17 protein-coding genes are annotated in these 21764 nt (G+C 76.5%); 9 read left to right on the forward strand and 8 right to left on the reverse strand.

Annotation, left to right across the window (positions count from 1 at the left end):
* Positions 1–8: 8 nt before the first annotated feature.
* Genes ABFY03_RS03850 through ABFY03_RS03860 form a run of 3 tightly spaced genes read right to left on the reverse strand, consistent with a single transcriptional unit; the run spans position 9 to position 3658 of the window.
* Positions 9–2351, reverse strand: coding sequence for an FtsX-like permease family protein (locus ABFY03_RS03850; protein ID WP_346169172.1), 2343 nt, complete (start codon positions 2349–2351; stop codon positions 9–11).
* A 42-nt stretch (positions 2352–2393) separates the two neighbouring features.
* Positions 2394–3155 (reverse strand): ABC transporter ATP-binding protein, encoded by a 762-nt coding sequence (locus tag ABFY03_RS03855; protein ID WP_319012680.1) that lies wholly within the window; start codon positions 3153–3155, stop codon positions 2394–2396.
* Positions 3152–3658, reverse strand: a complete 507-nt coding sequence (locus ABFY03_RS03860) for a PadR family transcriptional regulator (protein ID WP_031003756.1) — start codon at positions 3656–3658, stop codon at positions 3152–3154. Before ABFY03_RS03860 ends, ABFY03_RS03855 begins: the two co-directional genes overlap by 4 nt.
* A 164-nt stretch (positions 3659–3822) precedes the next feature.
* Here ABFY03_RS03860 and ABFY03_RS03865 point away from each other — a divergent pair, with 164 nt between their 5' ends.
* From ABFY03_RS03865 to ABFY03_RS03885, 5 genes are all read left to right on the forward strand, one after another.
* Positions 3823–5100 carry an ABC transporter substrate-binding protein gene (locus tag ABFY03_RS03865; protein ID WP_319012681.1) on the forward strand — a complete coding sequence of 426 codons (1278 nt, stop codon included), beginning with the start codon at positions 3823–3825 and terminating at the stop codon, positions 5098–5100.
* Positions 5101–5211: 111 nt separating this feature from the next.
* Positions 5212–6543, forward strand: a complete 1332-nt coding sequence (locus ABFY03_RS03870) for an ABC transporter substrate-binding protein (protein WP_319012682.1) — start codon at positions 5212–5214, stop codon at positions 6541–6543.
* Between the two features lie 30 nt (positions 6544–6573).
* Positions 6574–7923 (forward strand): ABC transporter permease subunit, encoded by a 1350-nt coding sequence (locus tag ABFY03_RS03875; protein ID WP_346172196.1) that lies wholly within the window; start codon positions 6574–6576, stop codon positions 7921–7923.
* Complete coding sequence (locus tag ABFY03_RS03880; RefSeq protein WP_346169173.1) at positions 7920–8768, forward strand: carbohydrate ABC transporter permease; 849 nt, start codon at positions 7920–7922, stop codon at positions 8766–8768. Before ABFY03_RS03875 ends, ABFY03_RS03880 begins: the two co-directional genes overlap by 4 nt.
* Before the next feature lie 86 nt (positions 8769–8854).
* Positions 8855–9391 (forward strand): NUDIX hydrolase family protein, encoded by a 537-nt coding sequence (locus ABFY03_RS03885; RefSeq protein WP_319012684.1) that lies wholly within the window; start codon positions 8855–8857, stop codon positions 9389–9391.
* A gap of 62 nt (positions 9392–9453) precedes the next feature.
* On the opposite strand, the gene ABFY03_RS03890 is transcribed toward ABFY03_RS03885, so the two are convergent.
* Complete coding sequence (locus ABFY03_RS03890; RefSeq protein WP_319012685.1) at positions 9454–10194, reverse strand: D-Ala-D-Ala carboxypeptidase family metallohydrolase; 741 nt, start codon at positions 10192–10194, stop codon at positions 9454–9456.
* 214 nt (positions 10195–10408) lie between these two features.
* Here ABFY03_RS03890 and ABFY03_RS03895 point away from each other — a divergent pair, with 214 nt between their 5' ends.
* Positions 10409–12595, forward strand: a complete 2187-nt coding sequence (locus ABFY03_RS03895) for a SpoIIE family protein phosphatase (RefSeq protein ID WP_346169174.1) — start codon at positions 10409–10411, stop codon at positions 12593–12595.
* A gap of 69 nt (positions 12596–12664) precedes the next feature.
* On the opposite strand, the gene ABFY03_RS03900 is transcribed toward ABFY03_RS03895, so the two are convergent.
* The 3 genes from ABFY03_RS03900 to ABFY03_RS03910 form a co-directional block, all read right to left on the reverse strand.
* On the reverse strand, positions 12665–13759 hold the full coding sequence (locus ABFY03_RS03900; protein ID WP_346169175.1) for a baeRF3 domain-containing protein: 1095 nt from the start codon (positions 13757–13759) through the stop codon (positions 12665–12667).
* Positions 13760–13810: 51 nt separating this feature from the next.
* Positions 13811–14299, reverse strand: a complete 489-nt coding sequence (locus tag ABFY03_RS03905) for a DUF1269 domain-containing protein (protein WP_319012688.1) — start codon at positions 14297–14299, stop codon at positions 13811–13813.
* A gap of 152 nt (positions 14300–14451) precedes the next feature.
* The gene (locus ABFY03_RS03910; protein WP_346169176.1) at positions 14452–15102 is read right to left on the reverse strand and encodes an alpha/beta hydrolase; all 651 of its coding nucleotides are present in this window, start codon (positions 15100–15102) and stop codon (positions 14452–14454) included.
* 302 nt (positions 15103–15404) lie between these two features.
* Here ABFY03_RS03910 and bdeA point away from each other — a divergent pair, with 302 nt between their 5' ends.
* Together bdeA and ABFY03_RS03920 are read left to right on the forward strand one after the other, a co-directional pair.
* Positions 15405–16271: a bis(hydroxyethyl) terephthalate hydrolase gene (gene bdeA / locus ABFY03_RS03915; RefSeq protein ID WP_346169177.1), complete on the forward strand. Its 867-nt coding sequence runs from the start codon at positions 15405–15407 to the stop codon at positions 16269–16271.
* A 144-nt stretch (positions 16272–16415) separates the two neighbouring features.
* Positions 16416–19013: a helix-turn-helix transcriptional regulator gene (locus ABFY03_RS03920; protein WP_346169178.1), complete on the forward strand. Its 2598-nt coding sequence runs from the start codon at positions 16416–16418 to the stop codon at positions 19011–19013.
* 13 nt (positions 19014–19026) lie between these two features.
* Here the strand turns inward: ABFY03_RS03920 and ABFY03_RS03925 are convergent, their stop codons facing one another.
* Entirely contained in the window at positions 19027–20634 is a 1608-nt protein-coding gene (locus ABFY03_RS03925) for a CAP domain-containing protein (protein ID WP_346169179.1), read from the reverse strand.
* A gap of 144 nt (positions 20635–20778) precedes the next feature.
* Here ABFY03_RS03925 and ABFY03_RS03930 point away from each other — a divergent pair, with 144 nt between their 5' ends.
* Complete coding sequence (locus ABFY03_RS03930) at positions 20779–21756, forward strand: serine hydrolase domain-containing protein (RefSeq protein ID WP_319012693.1); 978 nt, start codon at positions 20779–20781, stop codon at positions 21754–21756.
* Positions 21757–21764: the final 8 nt, after the last annotated feature.

Raw genomic sequence — 21764 nt, forward strand, 5'->3', positions numbered from 1 at the left:
GGTGCGGGCTACAGCGTCTCTCCGGCGGAGTCGACGAGGCGGCGGCGGGCCGTGCGGACCGCCGGCGGCAGGGCGGCGAGGGCTCCGGTGGCGGTGACGGCGAGGACCAGGGCGGCGAGGACGGCCGGGTCGGGCAGGCGGGCGACGCCGGCGCCGAGGCCGGTCGCCGCGGCTTCGGCGTCGACGAGGCGGTGGCCGAGGGCCGCGCCCGCGGCCGTGCCGAGGAGGGCGGCGGCCAGGGTGGTGAGGGCGGCGGAGGTGACGACGACGGCGCCGATCTGGCGGGGGGTCAGGCCGATGGCCCGGAGGGCGAGCAGGTCGCGGACCCGGTCGCGTACGCCGGTGCCGATCAGGGTGAGCAGTTCGACGAGGGCGATCAGGGCGAGGACCGCGACGAGCGCGGCGAGGACGCCTCGGGGGGCTCCCTCGCCGTCCGCCGGGTCGGCGGTGCCGCGGACCTCGACGCGGGCGCCGGCGGCCGCGGGGACGGCGGCGGCGACCGCCCGGGGGTCGGCGTCCGGGCGCAGGACGAGGGCGTGGAAGGCGGGGCGCAGGCCGGGGGCGCCGTCGCGGAGGGTGTCGAGGGTGGTGGAGACGACCCGGCCGCCGTGGTCGGGTTCGATGCTGCGGCCGACCAGGTGGAGGATCTGCGGGCGGCCCTCGACGGTCATCCGGACCCACTCCCCCACCCGTACGCCGAGCAGGTCGAGGAGGCCTTGGCCGGCGACGGCCTCGTCGGGGCCGTCGGGGGCGCGGCCCTCGACGACGGTGTGGGGGTAGGGCGCCGCGCGGGTGCCGAGGCCGCGCAGGGTGAGGGTGCCGGTCTGACCGGGGACGAGGGCGGTGAACTCGGCGCCCGGGACGGCGTCGGCGACGCCGGGGACGGCCTCCAGGGCGGCCGTGAGGCCGTCGCCGGTCGGCGGCTGTTCGGTGCGTACGGTGAGGGCGGCGGCCCGGCCGACGCGGGCGGGGTCGGTACGGAACTGGCCGAGGGTCGTCCAGGCGACGAGGGCCACGGTGATCAGGGCGAGCGGGAGGGCGAGCCGGGCCGTGGCGCCGAGGGCCCGGGTCCGGCCGGGTGCGGTGAAGGCGGAGCGCCAGCCGAGGACGAGGACCGGGGAGAGGCGGAGTCCGAGGGCGCGGCGGCCGAGCGCGGAGAGCGGGCGGGCGGCCGGGTGGCCCGAGCGGGCCGCGGGCACCGGGGGGACGCGGCCGGCCCGCCAGGCGGCGAGGGCGGTGGCGGCGGCGATGAGGAGGACGGCGGCGACGGGGACGCCGACGACGGCGGCGCGGTGGCCGGGCATGCGGGGCCAGAGGGCGACGGCGTCGCCGATCCGGCCGGGGGTCCACCGCCCGAGGGTGAGGGTGGCGGCGGTGCCGAGTGCCGCGCCGGCGACGGCGAAGCCGCAGTGCTGGAGGAGGAAGCCGCGGACGACCTGCCCGGGGGTGAAGCCGACGGCCTTGAGGACGGCGATGTCGCCGGCCTGTCCCCGGACGCGGGCCCGGACCGCCCCGGCGACGGCGACGGCCGCGGCGAGGAGGGCGGCGAGGCCGAAGGCGGCGAAGATCTGGCCGAGGAGCCGGTCGTCGCCCCCGATGTCCGCCTTGGCCTGCTGCCATTTGGTGACCTGGTCGATGCGGGCCGCGCCGAGGAGGGTGACGGCGCGCTGGACGGCGTAGTCGGTGTCGTCGGGGTCCTTGAGGCGGAGGCCGGCGGTCTGTCCGGTGGTGGCGGGGTCGAGGCGGTCGAGGGTGCCGGGGAGGATCCAGCCGATGCCGTTGCCCTGGCCGGCCCGGTAGCGCGGCTCGGCGGTCTCGGCGACGCCGGCGACGCGCAGGGTGCGGGTGGTGGGGCCGTGCCGGCCGGTGAGGGTCACGGTGACGGTCTCGCCGGGTTCGGCCCACAGGGTCCGGGCGAGGGTGCGTTCCAGGACGATCTGGTCGGCCGGGGCGCCGGCGGTGAGCCAGTGGCCGGCGGTGAGGAGGGGGCGGCCCGTGTCGGGCGGGCTGGTTCCGGTGGCGCGCAGGACGACGCCGGCGCGGGTGCCGCCGGTCTCCAGGGCGGCGGTGGCGGTGCGGAAGGGGCCGGAGACGGCGGCGACCTCGTCGAGGGCGGCGAGCGGGGCGAGGTCGGCCGGGTCGAATCCGTGCCCGTCGTCGCGGCCGTGGATCCAGACGTGGCTGCCCCGGGACTGGTTGAAGAGCCGCTGCCAGGGGTTGACGGCGTAGCTGAGGAGGGCGGCGGAGAGGAGCAGGGAGACGATGACGCCGGCGCTGGCGAGGACGGCGAAGAGGGCTTCGCCCCGGTGGGTGCGGAGGTCGGAATGGACCCATCGCCAGGTCGCCCGCATGTCGCCGTCCCTTCCTCGTCGCCTCGGCTCCCCTTCTCGCGGTCAGTCCTCCAGGTCGAGTACTCCGGTCACCCCCGGGCGGGCGGGGGCGGGGTCGCCGAGGGGGGCGTCGTCGGCGATCCGGCCGTCGAAGAAGCTGATGACGCGGTCGGCGGCGCTCGCCATCCGGGCGTCGTGGGTGACCATGAGGATGGTCTGGCCGCGGGCGTGGAAGCGGGCGAGGAGGCGCAGGACGTCCCGGGTGCCCTTGCTGTCGAGGCTGCCGGCCGGTTCGTCGGCGAGCAGCAGGGCGGGCTGGTTGACGAGGGCGCGGGCGAGGGCGACCCGCTGCTGTTCGCCGCCGGACAGGGCGGCGGGGAGGGCGTTCTCGCGGCCCTGGAGACCGAGTTCGGCGAGGAGTTCGGCGCGGCTCGCGCGGGCGGCGCGGGGGGTGGCGCCGGCGAGGAGGGCGGGCAGCTCGACGTTGTCGGCGACGGTGAGATGGGAGACCAGGTTGAAGAACTGGAAGACGACGCCGACGCTGCGGCGGCGCAGGACGGCCCAGCGTGCCTCGCCGTACGCGTCGACGCGTTCGCCGCCGATCCAGAGGCGGCCGGTGTCGGGGCGTTCGAGGCCGCCGACGAGGTGGAGGAGGGTGGACTTGCCGGCGCCGGAGGGGCCGGTGACGGCGACGAACTCGCCTTCCCGGACGGTGAGGTCGACGCCGCGGACGGCGTGGACGGGGGCGCGGTCGCCGCGGTGGGTCTTGGTCAGGCCCTCCGCGTGCACGATCGACCCCGGCGGGGCACCGGGCCCTCCGGTCATTCGAGCTCCTCCTGACAGCGCTCCAGCCAGTCGAGGTCGGCCTGGAGGTGCAGCATCGCGCCCTCGATGAGGAGCTGGGCGATCTTGTTGTCCCGGTCCTCGCCGGCGGCGAGCCGGGAGAGGCTGCGCATGGTGTTGAGGTGCTGCCGCCGCTGCCGGTTGATCAGGGCGATGGGGTCGGCGAGTCCGGAGAGGGGGGCGAGGGCGAGTTTCATGAAGAATCCGTCGCGCACCCGGGGTTCGTCGGTGGTGTCCTCGAACCACGCGGCGACGGCCTCCCGTCCGGCGTCGGTCAGGCGGTAGATCCGCTTGTTCGGGCGGCCCGTCTGCTCGACGTCCTCGCCCTCGATGAGTCCGCTCTTCTCCAGTCGGCCGAGGGTCACGTAGACCTGGCCGACGTTGGGCTGAGGGTAGGCGGAGCCGAGGAGTTGTTCAAGACCCTGCTTGAGCTCGTAGCCGTGGGCGGGGCCCCGGGTGAGCAGTGCCAGCAGCTGCTGCCGCACGCGCTCCCCCTTCTGTGTCGTGCGCCGTTCCCGGCCCGGTGGTGGTGGCCCGGGGCCGGTGGACCGGCGGTCGCCGGGTCCGCCGGACCAGTATCACCGATGCGGCGCGCCGTGGGTCTGCCACGATGGACCGTCGCGTGCGGCACCACGTCCGGGAGGAACGCATGGGGTGGGTACGGTCCGTGGCGAGGGGCGTGCTGGCGGTGGCGGTGCTGCTGGCGGGGTGTGCCGGAGGCGCGCCGCCGTCCGGGGCGGGGCCGTCCGGGGGGCGGGGCGCGCTGACGTTCGTGACGGCGGGCGATCTCACGGACTATCTGGGTCCGTTGGTGGCGGAGTGGAACGCGCGGCGGCCGGCGGAGCGGGTGACGCTGGTGGAGCTGCCGGACTCCGCGGACGAGACGCGGGCGCAGATGCTGAGTGAACTCCGCTCGGGCAGCAGCCGGTTCGACGTGCTGAACATCGATGTGGCGTGGACGTCGGAGTTCGCGGCGGCGGGGCTGGTCGCGCCGCTGGAGCGGGAGCGTTTCGACCTGGCGGCGTTCCTGCCTCCGGTGGTGGAGACGGCGACGTTCCGGGGGCGGCTGTACGCGGTGCCGTACGTGACCAACGCCGGGTTGCTGTACTACCGCAAGGACGTGCTGGACGCGGCGGGCGAGCGGCCGCCGCGGACGTGGGCGGAGCTGGCGCGGCTGGCGCGGACGCTGGCGCCGCGGCACGGACTCGGCGGCTACGCGGGCCAGTTCCTGCCGTACGAGGGGCTGACGGTGAACGTGACGGAGGCGATCCAGTCGGCGGGCGGGACGGTGCTGCGGGAGGAGGGCGCGCGGGTCGGGGTGGACTCGGACGCGGCGCGGGCGGCGCTGACCTTCCTGGCCGACGGGGTGCGGGAGGGGTGGATCCCGCGGGAGGCGCTGCGGTTCACGGAGGAGGAGTCCAGGTCGGCGTTCGAGGAGGGGCGGCTGCTGTTCCTGCGGAACTGGCCGTATGTGTACGCGGACGCGGGGCGGCCGGGCTCGAAGGTGGCGGGGCGGTTCGAGGCGGCGCCGCTGCCGGGGCCGTACGGGCCGGGGACGAGCGTGCTCGGCGGCTCGAACCTGGCGGTGTCGGCCCGGTCGCGCCATCCGGCGACGGCCGCCGACTTCCTCGCGTATCTGACGAGCGAGCGGGTGCAGCGGCAGGTGCTGACGCGCGGGTCGCTGCCGCCGGTGCGGGCCTCGCTGTACACGGATCCTGAGCTGGTGGCGGCCCACCCGTATCTGCCGATCCTGCGGGAGAGCGTGCTGGCGGCGGTGCCGCGGCCGAAGAGCGCGCGGTACGACCAGGTGAGCCTGGCGGTGCAGGCGGTCGCGCAGGACGTGCTGGCGCTGCGGACCTCGCCGGAGGAGGGGGTGCGGCGGCTGACACGGGAGCTGGCCGCGATCCCTCCCCTGCCTGCACGTTAGGTAGTGGTCGCCTCAAGTCTCCTTCGTTACTGGGCTGTTGGCCCCTGCCCGTTGACATGGTTTCGTCATAGGTACTTAACATGAAAGTACCGAAGCGAAGGAAGGACGACCATGCGACGACCCTCCCTCACCACCCTCCGCGCCGCCGGCGCGCTCTCCGCCACCCTCGCCCTCGCGCTCACCGCCACCGCCTGCGGCAGCACCGACGACAGCGCGTCCGGCGGCGAACTCAGCGGCACGACCGTCACGGTCGCCGGCGTCTGGACCGGCAGCGAACAGAAGAACTTCAAGAAGGTCCTCGACGCGTTCGGCGCGAAGACCGGCGCCAAGACCGTCTTCGTCCCCTCCGGCGACAACGTCTCCACCTTCGTCGGCAGCAAGATCGAGGGCGGCAACGCCCCCGACGTCGTCCTCGTCCCCCAGGTCGGCGTCCTCCAGCAGTTCGCCGAGGCCGGCTGGCTCAAGCCGCTGTCGGAGAAGGCCGCATCGACCGCCGCGGGCAACCTCGCACCGGTCTGGAAGAACTACGGCACGGTCGACGGCACCTTCTACGGCCTCTACTTCAAGGCCGCCCACAAGTCGACCGTCTGGTACGCCCCCGACGCGCTGGAACAGGCCGGGGTGACCGAGCCGAAGAGCTGGGAGGAACTCCTCGCGGCCGGCCGGACGCTCGCCGACTCCGGCAGGCCCGCCTTCGCCGTCGCCGGCGAGGACGGCTGGACCCTCACCGACTGGTTCGAGAACGTCTACCTCTCGCAGGCCGGACCGGAGAAGTACGACCGGCTGGCCCGCCACGAGCTGAAGTGGACCGACCCCAGCGTCGTCACCGCCCTCACCACCCTCGCCGAGGTCTTCAAGGACGAGCGGCTGGTCGCGGGTGGCGCGGCCGAGGCGCTCCGCACCGACTTCCCCGGCTCCGTGGAGAAGGTCTTCGGCCCCGAGCCCAAGGCCGCCCTGGTCTACGAGGGCGACTTCGTCGGGGGCGTCGCCAAGGACGAGTTCGGCCGGAAGCCCGGCGAGGACGCGAAGTTCTTCCCCTTCCCGCCGGTCGGCTCCGGCAAGGCGCCCGTCGTCAGCGGCGGCGACGCCGCCGTCGTCCTCAAGGACGCGAAGAACGCCGACGCCGGCATGCGCTTCCTGGAGTACCTGGCCACCCCGGAGGCGGCCGCCGTGTGGGCCGGCGCCGGCGGCTTCCTCTCCCCCAACAAGGACGTGAAGCCGGAGGCGTACGCCGACGACACCGCCCGCGCCACCGCCGCCTCGCTCGTCGCCGCCGGGGACGACGTCCGCTTCGACATGTCCGACCAGGCACCCGCCGCCTTCGGCGGCACCAAGGGCGCCGGCGAGTGGAAGCTGCTCCAGGACTTCCTGCGCGACCCGTCGGACCCGGCGCGGACCGCGGCCGCCCTGGAGGCCGCCGCCGCCAAGGCGTACGGGAACTGAGGCCGGACCGCCATGGATCGGCAGCCCGTCATGGACCGGCGCTCCCCCACCCTCCGGCCGCCGAAGGCGCGCGCCGCGGGCGATCCGCGGCGCCGCGCCCGGCGCGGCAGGCGACTCCTCGGCGCCGCGTTCGCCCTCCCCGCGCTCCTGCTCCTGGGCGCGCTCGTCGCGTACCCGGTCGTCTTCTCCGTCGTCCGCAGCCTGTTCGACGCGAGCGGCGACCGGTTCGTCGGCGCGGACAACTACCTGGAGATGGTCCGCGACCCGGCCACCCTCAAGGCCCTCCGCAACAGCGCGGTCTGGGTGGTGGTCGCCCCCGTCCTGCTCACCGGGCTCGGGCTCGTGCTGGCCGTGCTCACCGAGCGGGTCCGCTGGGCGACCGCGTTCAAGCTCGTCCTGTTCCTGCCGATGGCCGTGTCGTTCCTCGCCGCGGGCATCGTCTTCCGGCTGGCGTACGAGCAGGATCCCGACCGGGGGGTGCTCAACGCGGTGGTGGTCGGCGTCCACGACGCCTTCGACGAGCCGGCCCCGTACCCGACCGCCCGCGCCCGGGACGGCCGGGGCCTGTCCGGCGGTCCGGCCGACGGGTACACGACCGGCGAGCTCCGGCCAGGCTCCGTCGCCGTGCTGCCCTTCGTGGGCGTCGCCCCCGGGGCCGTACCGGCGGACGCGGGGCCGGCGCGGGCCCCGGAACCGGCGCCCGGCACGCTGTCCGGGACCGTGTACCTGGACTTCACGCCCGGCGCGGGCGGCCGGCCGGGCGCCGTCGACGGGACGGAGAAGGGACTGCCCGGCATGACCGTCGAGGCGGTCCGCGACGGGACGGCGGTGGCGTCCGCGCGCACCGCCGCCGACGGCACCTTCCGCCTCGACGGGCTCGGCGACGGCACGTACCGGCTGCGGGTGCCGGCCGCCAACTTCGCCGCCGGGTACGGCGGCGTCGACTGGCTCGGCCCGACGCTCGTCACCCCGGCGATCATCGGCGCCTACCTGTGGGTGTGGACCGGCTTCTCCATGGTGCTGATCGGCGCGGGGCTCGCCGCCCTGCCCCGCGACGTCATGGAGGCGGCCCGGGTGGACGGCGCGAACGAGCGGCAGATCTTCCGCCGGATCACCGTGCCGCTGCTCGCCCCCGTCCTCACGGTCGTCCTCGTCACGCTGGTCATCAACGTGATGAAGGTCTTCGACCTCGTCTACGTCATCGCGCCGGGGCCGGTGCAGGAGGAGGCGAACGTGCTGGCCACCCGCATGTGGCTGGTCTCCTTCGGCGGCGGCAACGACCAGGGGCTCGGCGCCGCCCTCAGCGTGCTGCTGCTCCTGCTCGTCGTCCCGGCGATGGTCTTCAACATCCGGCGCTTCCGGAAGGGCGGCGGCTCATGAACGGTCCCACGCGCGTCACCCGGTGGCTCGGGAGCGCGGCGGTGCAGTCGCTGCTCGTCCTGGTCGCCCTGGTCTGGATCACCCCGCTGGCGGGGCTGCTGCTCTCCTCGCTCCGCTCCGAGCGGGACAACGCGTCGGACGGCTGGTGGACGTCACTCGTCGAACCGTCGCAGCTCTCCTTCGACAACTACCGTGCGCTACTGGAGGATTCGGGGCTCGTCCAGGCGTTCTGGAACACCGTCCTGATCGCGGTCCCCACCACCGTCCTCGTCGTGGGGATCGCCGCGCTCGCCGGATACGCCTTCGCCTGGCTGGAGTTCCCCGGCCGGGACGGGCTCTTCCTGGTGGTGGTCGGCCTGTTGGTGGTGCCGGTGCAGATCGGACTGCTGCCGGTCGCGAAACTCTTCGGCGCCGTCGGCCTGTTCGGGACCGTGGCCGGGGTGGTGCTCTTCCACGTGGCGTACGGTCTGCCGTTCGGGGTCTTCCTGCTGCGGAACTTCTTCGCGGAGATCCCGCGCGAGATGCTGGAGGCGGCCCGGCTCGACGGCGGCGGCGAGTGGCGGATCTTCCGGCGTCTGGTGCTGCCGCTGGGGCGGCCGGCGCTCGCGAGCCTGACGATCTTCCAGTTCCTGTGGGTCTGGAACGACATGCTGGTGGCGCTGCTCTTCGCCGACGGCGAGTCCCAGCCGCTGACCGTGGCGCTCCAGTCGCAGATGCGGCAGTTCGGCTCCAACGTCGGGGTCCTCGCGCCGGGGGCGTTCCTGTCCCTGGTGGTCCCGCTGGTGGTCTTCTTCGCCTTCCAGCGGCACTTCGTCCAGGGGGTGATGGCCGGGTCGGTCAAGTGACCGGGGCGGTGCCGTCCCAGGAGCCACCCGAACGGCTGACGCCGGAATCACAGCGGAGCGGACGTGGCGGAAAGTATGATCAGGCGATGTCTGACATGACTGAGACCACGCCCGGCTGGATGAGCTCGGACGAGCTGGACACGGCTCGCGCCCGGATGCCGATCCTGTACGTCGACGCGGTTCCCGTACGGGTGGACGACAGCGGCGAAGTCACGAGCATCGGACTGCTGCTCCGCATCGGCGCCGACGGAACCATCAACCGCACCCTCGTCTCCGGACGCGTGATGCACCACGAGCGCGTCCGGGACGCCCTGTTGCGGCACCTGGAGAAGGACCTGGGTCCCGTCGCCCTCCCGCGGGTGCCGGCCTCGCTCCAGCCCTTCACGGTGGCGGAGTACTTCCCGACCGCGGGGATCACCCCGTTCCACGACCCCCGCCAGCACGCGGTGTCGCTCGCCTACATCGTGCCCGTGAGCGGCGACTGCCGCCCCCGCCAGGACGCCCTCGACCTCGTCTGGTTCACCCCCCGGGAGGCCGCCTCCCCCGCCGTCCAGAGCGAGATGCCCGGCGGCCACGGCGTCCTGCTGAAGCAGGCGCTGGCCCATGTGGGGGTCACCTTCTGAGGTCTCCGTGACCGGTCCGGCCGCGCCGCTCGCGCGCGGACGGACCGGGCACGGGCGCGGGCTCAGATGCCGCAGGAGGAGGCGGACCAGTAGCGGCTGGACCGGTGGTCCACGTGGGTGTGGTCGGAGTGGCCGGGGTAGCCCGGGCCGAGGATGCCGTTGAAGCCGTGGTAGCGCGCCTGCTGGGCCAGCCGGCACAGCGAGTGCGGGCCGGAGCCGAGGTCGGCGGCGTCGCCGTAGAGGTGCCGGCTGTCCGAGGCGCCGCCGACGGCGGAGTTGCAGGCGGTGCTGCGGAAGCCGCTGGTCACCCGGATGGGCTCGTCACCGAGGGCGTGCCGGAGGGCCTCCAGCTTCCACATCGTGCGCAGGGCGTTGGACTTGGCCGTGGCGGCGCTGACGGCGCCGCCCGCCCAGGTGGTGTTGCAGTCGTTCAGTTCGGCGTACGTGAAGTGGATCGGTGTGCAGTCGTCGTCCTGGAGGGCGTACAGCTTGCTGAAGGTCGCGGGTCCGGCGACCCCGTCGGCGGCCAGGCCGTACGCGGACTGGAAGCGCGACACGGCGGCCGCGGTGGCCGGGCCGTACGAGCCGTCGATCGCCAGGACGCCCCCGTAGCCCGGGTAGCCGGCGACCCGGATCTGGAGCTGGGTGACGTCGGCTCCGGTCGCGCCCTGGGAGAGGGTGCGCGACCAGGTGTAGCAGGCGTCGGCGCGGGCGGGACCCGCGCCGGCCACGACGCCGGTGAGGCCGGCGAGCAGCAGCACGAGGGCGAGCAGGAGTCGGGACACGGGGGACGCGAGGGGCACGGGCGGAACGGATGCGCGGGAGTGCGGGGACATACGGGCGGCCTCCACCTCGGCGGGTACGGAGAACAAGGACCGTGCGTGTCATGCATCTGTCAGGCAACGCCTGTCGGGAGGAAGCCTGGCGGGTCGGTCGACGCGCGTCAACCACACCGGACACCGCCGTACGGCGGCGCCGCGGCGGGCCGGGACGGGCCCGCGCCGCGATGATGAGAGCGTGAAGGGCGGCGAGCGCGCGGGAGGGCCCGGCGGACACGGCACGGACGTGCCCGGGGACGGGCCGGATCCCGGCACGGGCACGGCCGGGACGGGCACGGGGGACTGCGGGACGGGCACGGAGCCCGGCGGGACGGGCACGGAGCCCGGCGGGACGGGCACGGACCGGTTCGCCGCAGGTTCCGGCGCGGACGGCGCCACCCTCGGCGGGACCCCCGTCGACCCCAGGATGTTCGACGGTACCGTCGCCGCCGTCGCCGTCCTCGCGGGCCCCGAGGGGCGGCTGCTCTACACCAACACCGCGTTCACCCGGCTCTTCGGCCCCCGGCGGATCGGCCTCCCCGCCCACGTCGCCTTCCCGGACTCCGACGGGCACCGCTTCCTGGCCGTGCTCGACTCCGTACGGGCCACGGGCCGGGCCCGGCAGGTCGTCGGCGAGCGGCGCACCGACCCCGGCGCCCCCGGGCAGGCCCGGCACTTCGTCTACTCGTGCAGCCCCGTCACCACGGAGCGGGGCCCCGGGATCCTCGTCCTCGCCATGGACACCACCGCCGAGACCCAGGCGCTCCAGCGGTACGAGGCGCTGGTCTCCGCGGTCTCCCAGATGGTGTGGGTGATGGGCGCCGACGGGTCCATGGAGGAGCTCGTCCCCGGCTGGGAGCAGCTGACCGGGAGGCCCTGGCACCCGCGCGCGGACGAGGGCTGGTACCCGCACATCCACCCGCGCGACCGGGAGAAGCTGAGCGCGGGGTGGCGGCGCGCGGCCCGGGAGGGCGAGCGGCCCGGCGTCTTCGAGGCGACGTTCCGGGTGCGGGCGGCCGACGGCTCGTACCGGCACCTGTCCACCCGTTCGGTGCCGGTGCTGCGGGACGGGCGCGTCGCCGAGTGGGTGGCGGCCACCGCCGACATCGAGGACGCCTGGGGCACGCGGCTGCGCGAGCGGCTGCTCGCGCAGGTCGCCGCGGTGACGGAGGCGAGCCTGCCCGAGGCGTTCGCCGAGGTCGTGAAGGTGCTGGTGCCGGAGCTCACCGACGCCTGCCTGATCCTGCTGCTGTCGCACGACGAGTGGCCGCTGCCCCAACACGCCGGGGTGACGGCGCGGCGGATCGCGTCGGCGACCCGGCCCGGGCTGCCGGCGCCGCCCGCGCTGCGCGGGCAGCGGGTGGCGGTGACGCCCGCGGTCCGCGAGGTGCTGGAGGGGCGGGTGCCGGTCACCTTCCCGCTGACGCCCGGCGGCCCGGTGCCGCCCGGGTTGATCCCCACCGTCAGCGAACGCTGGCTGACCGCCTCGGGGGCCACCAGCCTCACCCTCGTCCCGCTGATCGTCGACGACCTGGTGCTCGGGTACGCCGCCAGCAGCACCAACGGCGACACGCCGATCCCCGGCCCGGCCGAGTCCGAACTCCTCCGGGAGGTGCTGCACCACGCCCAGCGGCCGATCCAGAAGGTCCTGGACCTCCAGCGGGCCCGGCGCACCGCGCTGGGGCTCCAGCGGGCGCACCTGACCGAGCCGCCGCCGGTGGAGGGCGGGGCGCTGGCGGCGCGCTACCAGCCGGCCAGTTCGACCGGGGAGATCGGCGGGGACTGGTACGACGCCTTCACGCTGCCGGACGGGACGCTCGTCCTCGGCATCGGGGACGTGGCCGGCCACGACCTGACGGCGGCGACGGCGATGGGGCAGATGCGCAGCATGCTGCGGGCCCTGGCGTACGCGGGCGGGCCGGAGGCCGCGCCGGACGAGGTGCTGGCCCGGCTCGACGAGGTCTCGGCCGGTCTGGCGACCGCGCCCCTGGCCACCGCCCTGCACGCGACCCTCCGCCGCGGCGCGGCCGGCACGTGGCGGCTGACCTGGTCCAGCGCGGGGCACCCGCCGCCGCTGCTGGTCCCCGCCGTGGGCGACGCCCGCTACCTCCCCGGCGCGGCCGACCCGCCCCTCTGCGTGGCCTCCGAGCTCCCCCGGGCGACCCACCGCCACGTCCTGCGCCCCGGCGACACCCTGCTCCTCTACACCGACGGCCTCATCGAGACGCCGTCCGCCGCCATCGACGAGGGCCAGCGCCGGCTGGCCGCCGAGTCCTCGCGCAGCCGCCGCCTCCCGCTCCCCGAACTCCTCCGCGTGCTCCAGCAGCTGTCCGACCACCGTGACGACACGGCCCTGCTGGCCTTCCGGGTGGAGCGGGGGAGCTGACGCGGGCGGGCCGGGGCGCTCGGCGGGAGCGGCCCGGCCCGGTGGTCCGCGCCCGCGCGGCGCGGGGCGTCAGTAGCGGAGGACGGCGGCGATGCGGCCCTGCCCGTCGAGGGTGCCCCCGGGGACGAAGCGGACCTCCGCGCCGGTGTCCAGGGCCCGTTCGACGATCTCGTCGACCATGTCGTCGCGGGCGCCGGCGTCGCCGGTCTCGGCCGGCTGCAGGTGGTCGCCCTCCTCGCGCACGACCGTCCGGTAGTCCTCCTCGACGGCGACGAGCCGGGCCCGTCCCTCCTTGGCCGCCCGCCACACCTCGTCGATGCCGCCGGCGAACTCGCGTCGGCCGCGCGCCGCGTCGAGCTCGGCGGAGAGCGCCGTGACGGCGGCGGCCGCCCGGGCGGCGCGGGAGGGTTCGACGGCGGCGTGGACGGCGGCGGCGGGGCCGTCGGCGAGGCCGCCGTGCTCGACGGTCACCGTGTCGGGGGCGAGCGGGCCCAGCTCCTGCACCGCGCCGAGCGCCGCGGCCGAGCCGAGCACGTACAGCGGGCGGGGCTCGGCGGCGAGGAGGACCCGCAGCTTCTCGTGCGCCTCGCGCAGGAACTGCCGGGTGTCCTCGTCCCGGAAGAGGCTGGGGACGTCGCCGACGCGTTCCTCGCGTTCGACGTCCTGGGGCTCCAGGCCCCGGGTCAGCGGAAAGCCGCCCCGGGTGGCCTCGGTGGCCCGCTGGGGGTCGCCGCTCCACAGGGAGACCCGGTCGGCGGCGACGGCGACGGCCCAGTACGGCTGTGCGGCGGCGCGGGCCGCGACCAGGTTCCGGGTGAGGAAGGTGTCCGAGAGGACCACCCGCTCGGGCACGCTCCGGGGCAGCGACCACACCTGGTGCTCGCCCTGCGCGGCGTAGACGACGAGGCCGTCCTCGGCGTGCGTGAGGTCCACCTCGGCGGTGGCGCGGCTCAGCTGGTCGAGGATGTCGAGCCGCCGCTCGCGCGGCACGTCCGGATCGTCGCCGAGCCGCCGCTCGGCCTCGGCGAGCAGATTCCGCAGGCGCACCGGGTCCTGGGCGTTGTCCGGTCCGCGGCGGTGCGTCGGCATCACCAGTGAGACGGCCGGGTACGGCCGGGGCTGACGCAGCTTGGCGAGCACCTCGCTGCTGAGCACGGGGTCCATGGGAGGGGCCTTCCTGTGGGGTCGGGCGCCGGGGCTGACACGAGAGAGGGGTCACTCGGGGCCGGCCAGCTGCTGCGCCAGCTCCTTCTCGTCCGCGTCGCTGAGGGACGTCTTCAGGACGGTGCCGCCGTGGCGCTGCATCGCCGCGGTGAACTTGTCCTCGGTGAGCTTCGCGGCCATGATCACGACGGCGGCGGCGCCCGGCCGCAGCAGGTCGCCGACCTGCTGCCGGAACCGCTCGTCGACGCCGGACTTGCTGAGCCGGCCGACGAGTCCGCCGAGCGCGGCGCCGGTGAGGGCGCCGACCGCGGGGGCCAGGAAGAGGATGCCGAAGATGGTGCCCCAGAGGGCGCCCGTCGCGGCGGTGGCGCCCACGACCCGGCTCGACGTGTCGACGTGGGTGCCGCCCTCCGCGTCCACGGAGACGACCGCGAGGCCGTTGAGCACCACCACCTGGTCGCGCTGCAGGTCCTGCACCGTGCCGAGGGCTTCCTCGGCGGCGGCACGGTCCTCGTACCCGATCACGATGAGTTCCGACACGGACGCCTCCTCCGGGCTCGCGCGGCGCGCGGCGGGCCGGGCCGCGCGACCGCGTCGGGGGCGCCGTCACCGGCCCCCTCTCCGCCCCGATCCTGTCCCGTTATGTCCGGTCCCGCGAATCGGACGCGCCCTCGGCGGGTGTCCGGTACGCGTCAGGCGGGCGCGGTCCCCAGCGTCTCCAGGGCCAGGGCGGTGGCGCGCCGGTGCCACAGGCGGGCGCCGCGCAGCATGGTGTGGCCGCCGACCGGCATGGGGACGCCGGTGGCGTCCGCGCCGGCCTCCCGGGCCCGGGTGACGAAGGCCCAGGAGTCGCGGGCGGCCGTGACGCGGTCCGTCTCGTCGTGCAGCAGGTACAGCCGGCGGCCCGCGAGGTGGGCGACCGGCTCGCCCGGCGGGCACCAGGGCGCGAGGGCGACGACGCCCCGGACGGCCGGGTCCCCGGCGACGGCGAGGGCGGCCCGGCCGCCCATGGAGTGGCCGACGAGCACGACCGGGATCTGCCCGAAGCGGTCCCGCAGCGCGGCGAGCGCGCTCTCCGCGTCCCGGGCGGCGTCGGCGCGCTCGCCGTTCCAGCCCCGGTGCCGGTAGCGGCCCTCGGCGACCAGCACCGCCCGGCCGCGCGCCGCGCGCCGCAGGGCCTCGGCGAAGGGCCGCATGCGCAGGGCCGGCAGGTTCGGGAACGGCGGGGCCTCCAGCCCGTCGGCCCGCCCGCCGTGCAGCAGGAGCACCGCGCCGGCCGGGGCCAGGGCCCCGTGGCGCACGAGCAGCGCGGGGGACGCGGCGGACCGGGTACGGACGGTCATCGGGCCTCCTGTCGGCCGTTCGGGTGATCGGGCTGAGCCCGCAGTGTCCCACGGCCCGTCACACCGCGCCCGTCACGGGCGTGCCCGCCTCATGCCGCCGGGCCCGCACACCGCGCCCCTCACGGGCGCCCACGCCATGCCGAGGCCCTTCGGTCGGTCCGCGCCGGGGGGACGCCGTCGCCGGGGGCCGGTGATTGTGCCGATGACGGCCTTCCCCGCCGCCCCCACAGTGGCGGGGCCGTCCCACGGCAGCGGCCTCCCCTGGGGGTGGCCGTACCACGACACGAGAGGACGACTTCGTCGTGAAGCGATCCCTTGCCGCGGCCACCTCCGTCGCCGCCGGCCTCGCGCTGCTCCTCGCCCCCGGCGCGGGAGCGGCGACCGGCAATCCGTACGAGCGCGGCCCCGCGCCCACCGAGGCGAGCGTCGAGGCGCTGCGCGGCCCGTACGCGGTCGCGCAGACCTCGGTCTCCTCGCTCGCCGCCACCGGTTTCGGCGGCGGCACCATCTACTACCCGACGAGCACGGCCGACGGCACGTTCGGCGCGGTGGCGATCTCGCCGGGGTTCACCGCCACCCAGTCGTCGGTGGCCTGGCTCGGACCCCGGCTGGCCTCGCAGGGCTTCGTCGTCTTCGTCATCGACACGCTCACCACGCTCGACCAGCCGGACAGCCGGGGCCGCCAGCTCCTCGCCGCCCTCGACCACCTCACCCAGAGGAGCCCGGTGCGGGACCGGGTCGACGCCTCGCGGCTCGGCGTGATGGGCCACTCGATGGGCGGCGGCGGCACGCTCGAAGCGGCGAAGAGCCGGCCGAGCCTGAAGGCGGCCGTGCCGCTGACCGGCTGGAACACCGACAAGACCTGGCCCGAGATCAGCACCCCGACTCTGGTCATCGGCGCGGACGGCGACACGATCGCCCCGGTCCTCACCCACTCCGAACCGTTCTACGAGAGCCTCCCCTCCGGCCTCGACAAGGCGTACCTGGAGCTGAACGGCGCCACCCACTTCACCCCCAACTCGTCGAACACGACGATCGCGAAGTACAGCCTCGCGTGGCTGAAGCGGTTCCTCGACGACGACACCCGGTACGAGCAGTTCCTCTGCCCGCTGCCCCGGCCGAGCCTGACGATCGACGAGTACCGCGGCACCTGTCCGCTGGGCTCCTGACGGGCCGTGCCGGGATCCGGCGAACCTGACGGATGCCGGCTTCCTGTGCGCGGGCACAGCCCCGCGGCCGGGGGTCTGGGCGCCGGCCCAGACCCCCGTACCGCTCCGTGCCGGTCCGCCCCCGGGCCCGTTAGCGTGACGGGCGTGACCGCCGACACCGGACCCGTGCTGTACGGACGGGAGGCCGAACTCGCCGCCGTCTCCCAGCTGTTGTCCCCGGCGGTGCGGCCGCTCGGGGCCGAGCCGCTGGTCCGGGTGGCCGGCGGCCCCGGGGAGGGGCGCTCCGCCCTGCTGGCCCGCGCGGCGCGGGACTTCCCCGGTGCGGCGTGCGTGGTCGGCGCGCCGCCCCGGCAGGTGCCGTGGAGCGGGGCGCGGGCGCTCTTCGACGCGCTGGCCCCGTCGGCGGCGGCGGCCGGCCGGGCGGCCCGGCTCGCCCGTGGCCCGGACGGGATCGCGGCGGCGCTCGCCTCGCTGCCCGGCCGGGAGCCGGTGCTGCTCTGTCTCGACGACTTCCCGCTGTGGGACGCGCATTCGCGGGCCGCGTTCGCGGCGCACTGGCGGGCGTCGCGCCCGCGGGGCGGCGCCCGCCTCGGCTGGCTCGTGGCGGCCGCGCCCGGCCGTCCCCTGCCCGCGGCGGACGCCGCGGACGCCGCGCCGCCGGTCCGGCTGCCGCGCCTGTGCCGCGCGAGCGCCCGGGCGCTGGTGGCCGACGCCGCCGGAGGGCGCGTCGACCCCGCCGTCGGCGAGCGGCTCCTCGACGAGGCGGCCGGGCACCCGGGCGTCCTGGTCGAGACCGTCCGCCGGCTCGCCCCCGGCGTGCTCGCCGGGACGGTCCCCCGGCCGGGGCGGCTCGTCGACGACGGCGTCCTGGTCACGGTGTACGGCGGGCTGCTCGGCGCCCTCCCGGCGGACGCGCGCCGGCTGCTGGGCGTGGTGGCCCGGGCCTGCGGCGCGCCGGAGGCGTCCGGTCCGGCGCCCGGGGACCCGGACCGCGCGGCCACCGGCCCGACCCTGGCCCGCGCCCGGTCCCTCCGGGTGCCGACCGAGGCCCTCGACGGCCTGGTGGCGGCCGGGCTGCTCCGTCTCCGGGGCGGCGACCTCGTCTTCCCCGACCCGTTCCTGCGCCGCGCGGCGGCCGGCGAAGGCGGCCCGTCCCGCGCGGGCCGCCGCAGCCAGGGCGCCGGCCCGCGTCACCCGGGCGGTCGCCGCCACGACGAGGACCGCGGCGGGATCCCCCGGCACGCCGCCGCCCCGCCCGACCGTCACGAGCGGCACCGGGCCGACCGCCTCGGGCCTCCCCCGGTGGTGCGGGCGCGTTCGGCCGCGGCGCGGGGACGGGCGCTGGTGACGCGGGGGTTCGCCGCGCTCGCGGGCGGGCCGGTCATGGACGCGCACGAGGCGTTCCTCCAGGCGGCGAAGGTGCTGCGGGACCGGGAGCCGGCCGAGGCGGCGGACGCCCGCTTCCTCGCGATGGAGGCCGCGTGGACGGCGGGGGACGTCGGGGCCTGTCTCGCCGCGCTCGACCTGGCCCCGGCGGTCCCGGGCACCGAGCGGAGCTTCGCCGAGGGGCTGCGGGCGGCGCTCACGGTCCGCCCCGACCGGGCGCGCACCCCGCTCTCGTCGGTCGTCGCGGTCGGCGCGGCCGGCGACGAGCCGAGGCTGCTGCTGCGGGCGGGGTCGGCCGCGCTGGTGCTCGGCGACGTCACGGCGGCGGCCCGGCTGCACGGCCGGGCGCTGGCGCGGGCGCGGGCGGAACAGCGGGCGTCGCTGGTGCCCCGGATCCTCGAGCACCTCGCGTACGCCGAGCTGCGCGCCGGACGGTACGCGCGGGCCGGGCACGCCGCCGGGGAGGGGCTGCGCGCCGCCCGCGCCACCGGCCAGCTCAACTCCGCGGCCCACCAGCACGCGGCGCTGGCCCTGGTGGCGTCGGTGACCGGTGACGGGCCGTCGGTCGCGGAGCACGCGGAGCGGGCGCTCGCGATCGGACGCCCGCACGGTCTCGCCCAGGCGGTGACGCTCGCCGAATGGGCGCTGGCCCGGGCGGAGCTGGGCGGCGGGCTCGCCGCCCAGGCCGCCGCCCGCCTCGCACCGCTGGTCGGCCCCGGGCCGCGCGGCGGTCACTTCGCGCTCCGCATGCTGGCCGTCCCGTGCTTCGTGGAGGCGGCGGTCGCCTCGGGGCGGGCGGCGGAGGCCCGGGCGGCGACGGAGGAGTACGCGCGGTGGGCGGCGTACGGACTCGACCGGCCGGCCCCCGCCCAACTGGCCCGCTGCCGCGCCCTGCTGGCCCCGCACGGCGAGGAGACGACCCGCTGGTTCGGCGAGGCGCTGCGGCACCACGAGACCGGCGGCAACGACTTCGAGCGGGCGCGGACCCTCTTCGCGTACGGGACCTGGCTGCGCCGGCGGCGCCGTCCGGGCGAGGCGCGCGGCCCGCTGCGCGACGCCCTGGTCACCTTCGAGCGGGCGGCCGCCGAGGGGTGGGCCCGGCAGGCCCGCGCGGAACTCCGGGCGACGGGCGCGCCGGGCACGCGGCGGCCCGACCCCTCCGCCCTGGCCGGGCTCACGCCGCAGCAGCGGCGGATCGCCCGGCTCGTCGCGGACGGCGCCACGAACGAGGAGGTCGCCGTACGCCTCTCGCTCAGCCCGCGGACCGTCGACCACCACCTGCGCGGCATCTACGCCCGGCTCCAGCTCCGGTCGCGGGTCGAGCTGTCCGCGCTGGTCGCGGCGGCGGAGCGGTGACCTTCCGTCCCGGTCAGCGGGCGCCGAAGACCTGGGTCCAGTAGGGGCCTCCGTCGGTGTGGATGCCGACGCCGATCTCCTTGAAGTCGCAGTTGAGGATGTTCGCGCGGTGGCCGGGGCTGTTCATCCACGCGTCCATGACCTGCTCGGGGGTCGTCTGGCCCTTGGCGATGTTCTCGCCGTAGGTGGTCCACGGGTAGCCGGCGGCGGTGACGCGCTCCCCGGGGCCGTCGCCGTCGGGGTTGGTGTGGTCGAAGAAGTCCCGGGCGGCCATGTCGTCGGAGTGGCCCTGCGCGGCGCTCGTGAGGGTGGCGTTCGCGGTGAGCGGGCCGCAGCCCGCCTTGGCGCGTTCGGCGTTGACGAGGGAGATCACCTGGTCCGCGGCCGATCCCTGGCCGGGGTCGTTCTGCTTGCCGCCGCCCGGGTCCGGTTCGGTCGTCGGCGTCGCGGTCGTCCGGGTGGGCTCGGGGGCGGTCGTGGGGGCGGCGGTCGGCTTCCGCGGGGTGGCGACCGGGCTCGCGGTGGTGCGCTGCGGGGTGGGGGTCGCCGTGGTGGGGCGGGCGGTGGCGGTCTTCTTCGCGGAGGGCGTGGCGGAGGCGGTCGCCGGGGCCGAGGGCGGGGTGGAGGCCGAGGGGCCGGCGGTGAGGGGGGTGGCCGAGGCGGAGAGGGAGTCCGGGTCGTGGGTGAGGGGGACGTCGGGGCCGGGGACGGTGGCGCGGTTGGCCTCCAGGAGTTCCTCCTGTCCGCCCCGCCCGCCGTACAGCGAGAACGCCCCGCCGGTCACGGCGACGACCGCGATGCCGGCCGCGACGGCGGCCCGGCGCCGGGTGCGCTCCTCGCCCTGGCGCCGGCGCCGGCGCTCCGCCCGCGTCCCGCGCGGCCCGGCGGGGACCGCGGCGAGCCCTCCGAGGTCGTACGCCCGCGTCGGGGCGCCGGCGTCGGCCTCGGCGGCGGCCTCGACCTCAGGCTGAGGGTGAGGGTGGGGCTCGGGCACTTCCGGGGCGGGCGGCACGACGGGCACCAGCCCGCTGCAGGCCGCGCAGAGGGTCGTGTGCGCGGCCAGATGGTCGCGCCAGCCGGCGCCGGGGCGGCCGTCCCAGCCGGCGGTCATCTCCCGGAGCCGGGGGCAGCGCGGCCGGCGGGCCAGCGCGGCGCCGACGGACCGGGCCGCGTCGACGCGGGTCCGCACGGTCTCCATGCGCAGGGCGGTGTCCTCCGGTGTCCACTGGAGGGCGGCGGCCGTCTCGTACCGCAGGAGCAGGCCCTCGTCCTCCAGCGAGCCGAGCGCGGCGAGCACCGCGTCCTGCACGTCCAGCCACCCTGCGGCCTCGTCGAACCCGGCGGCCGCGTGCGCCAGGGTGGTGTCCACGGCGAGGGCGACGAGCCAGGGCCGGAACGCCTCCGGGTGCGGCAGGGTGTGCAGGGTGCCGTGGGCCCGGCGCAGGGTCTCCTGGACGACGGTGCCGGCGGCGACGGAGGGGCGGGCGACGAGGGCGCGGGACACCAGGGCGTGGACGAGCGGCTGATGGGCGCCGAGGACCTGGTCGCACGCCCAGGGGTCCCCGTACTGCGCCGCCCGTATCCGTTCCGTCATCTCGTCCGCACCTGTGGTCCGCTGCACGTCGTCCGTCCTTCTCTCGCCCGTTCCCGGTGATACCTGCGCCTGGGAGAGCCTCGGCCGAGGACGGGGATAACGGAAAGAGGGAAAGCGGAATCCGTGACGTGGGTCACAGCGGGTCGCCGCGCAGGCCCTAGGGTGGGTCTCATGGGTGGGGATCATGGTGACGAGTGGCTGGTGGGGCGCCTGCGGGCGCTGACGGGCGGGCGGTTCCCGGTGGCGGGGGCCGTCGTCGGGCCCGGGGGCGCGGTGACGGCCTCCGTCGGCGCGGGGCTCGGGGCGGACTACGAGATCGGCTCCGTCTCGAAGGGCGTCACGGGGCTGCTGTACGCCGACGCGCTGGAGCGCGGGGAGGTGACGGCGGGGACGGCGCTCGGCGCGCTGCTGCCGCTGGCGGACGTGCCGGCCGGCGCGGTGACGCTGGGGGCGCTGGCCACCCACCGGTCCGGCCTGCCGAGGGTGCCGGCCTCCGCGCGGCCGTGGCGGCGGACGTTCGCGCTGTGGCGGCACGGCACCAATCCGTACGGCGAGGACGTGGCCGGTCTGATCGACCAGGCCCGTTCGGTGCGGCTCGGGCCGCCGCGGCCCCGCTACTCCAACCTCGGCTTCGAACTCCTCGGGCACGCGCTGGCGGCCGCCGCCGGGACGTCGTACGAGGAGCTGGTCGCCGACCGGATCGGCCGGCCGCTCGGGCTCGACCGCTTCTATCTGCCCGCGGATCCGTCCGGGCTGCGGCCCGGCGCCCTGACGGGGACGACCCGGCGGGGCCGGCCGCGCGAGCCGTGGACGGGCGAGGCGCTGGGGCCGGCCGGCGGGATCCGGGCCGACATCGGCAGCATGGCGCGGCTCACCGCCGCACTCCTCGACGGCACGGCGCCGGGGACGGCCGCGCTCGATCCGGTCGCCCCGTTCAGCGCGGGGACCAGGATCGGCGCGGCGTGGATCACGCTGCGGGTCCGGGATCTGGCGGTGACGATGCACAACGGCGGGACCGGCGGCTTCCGTTCCTGGCTGGGACTGGACCGCGCCTCCGGCACCGGCGTCGTGGTCCTGGCGGCGGCGAGCGTCTCCGTCGACCGGCCGGGGTTCGCGCTGCTCACGGGGGACCGGGGCGGGGCGGCCTGACCGCGCGG

The sequence above is a fragment of the Streptomyces roseofulvus genome, assembly GCF_039534915.1.
In the GTDB taxonomy this organism is placed as follows: Bacteria; Actinomycetota; Actinomycetes; order Streptomycetales; family Streptomycetaceae; genus Streptomyces; species Streptomyces roseofulvus.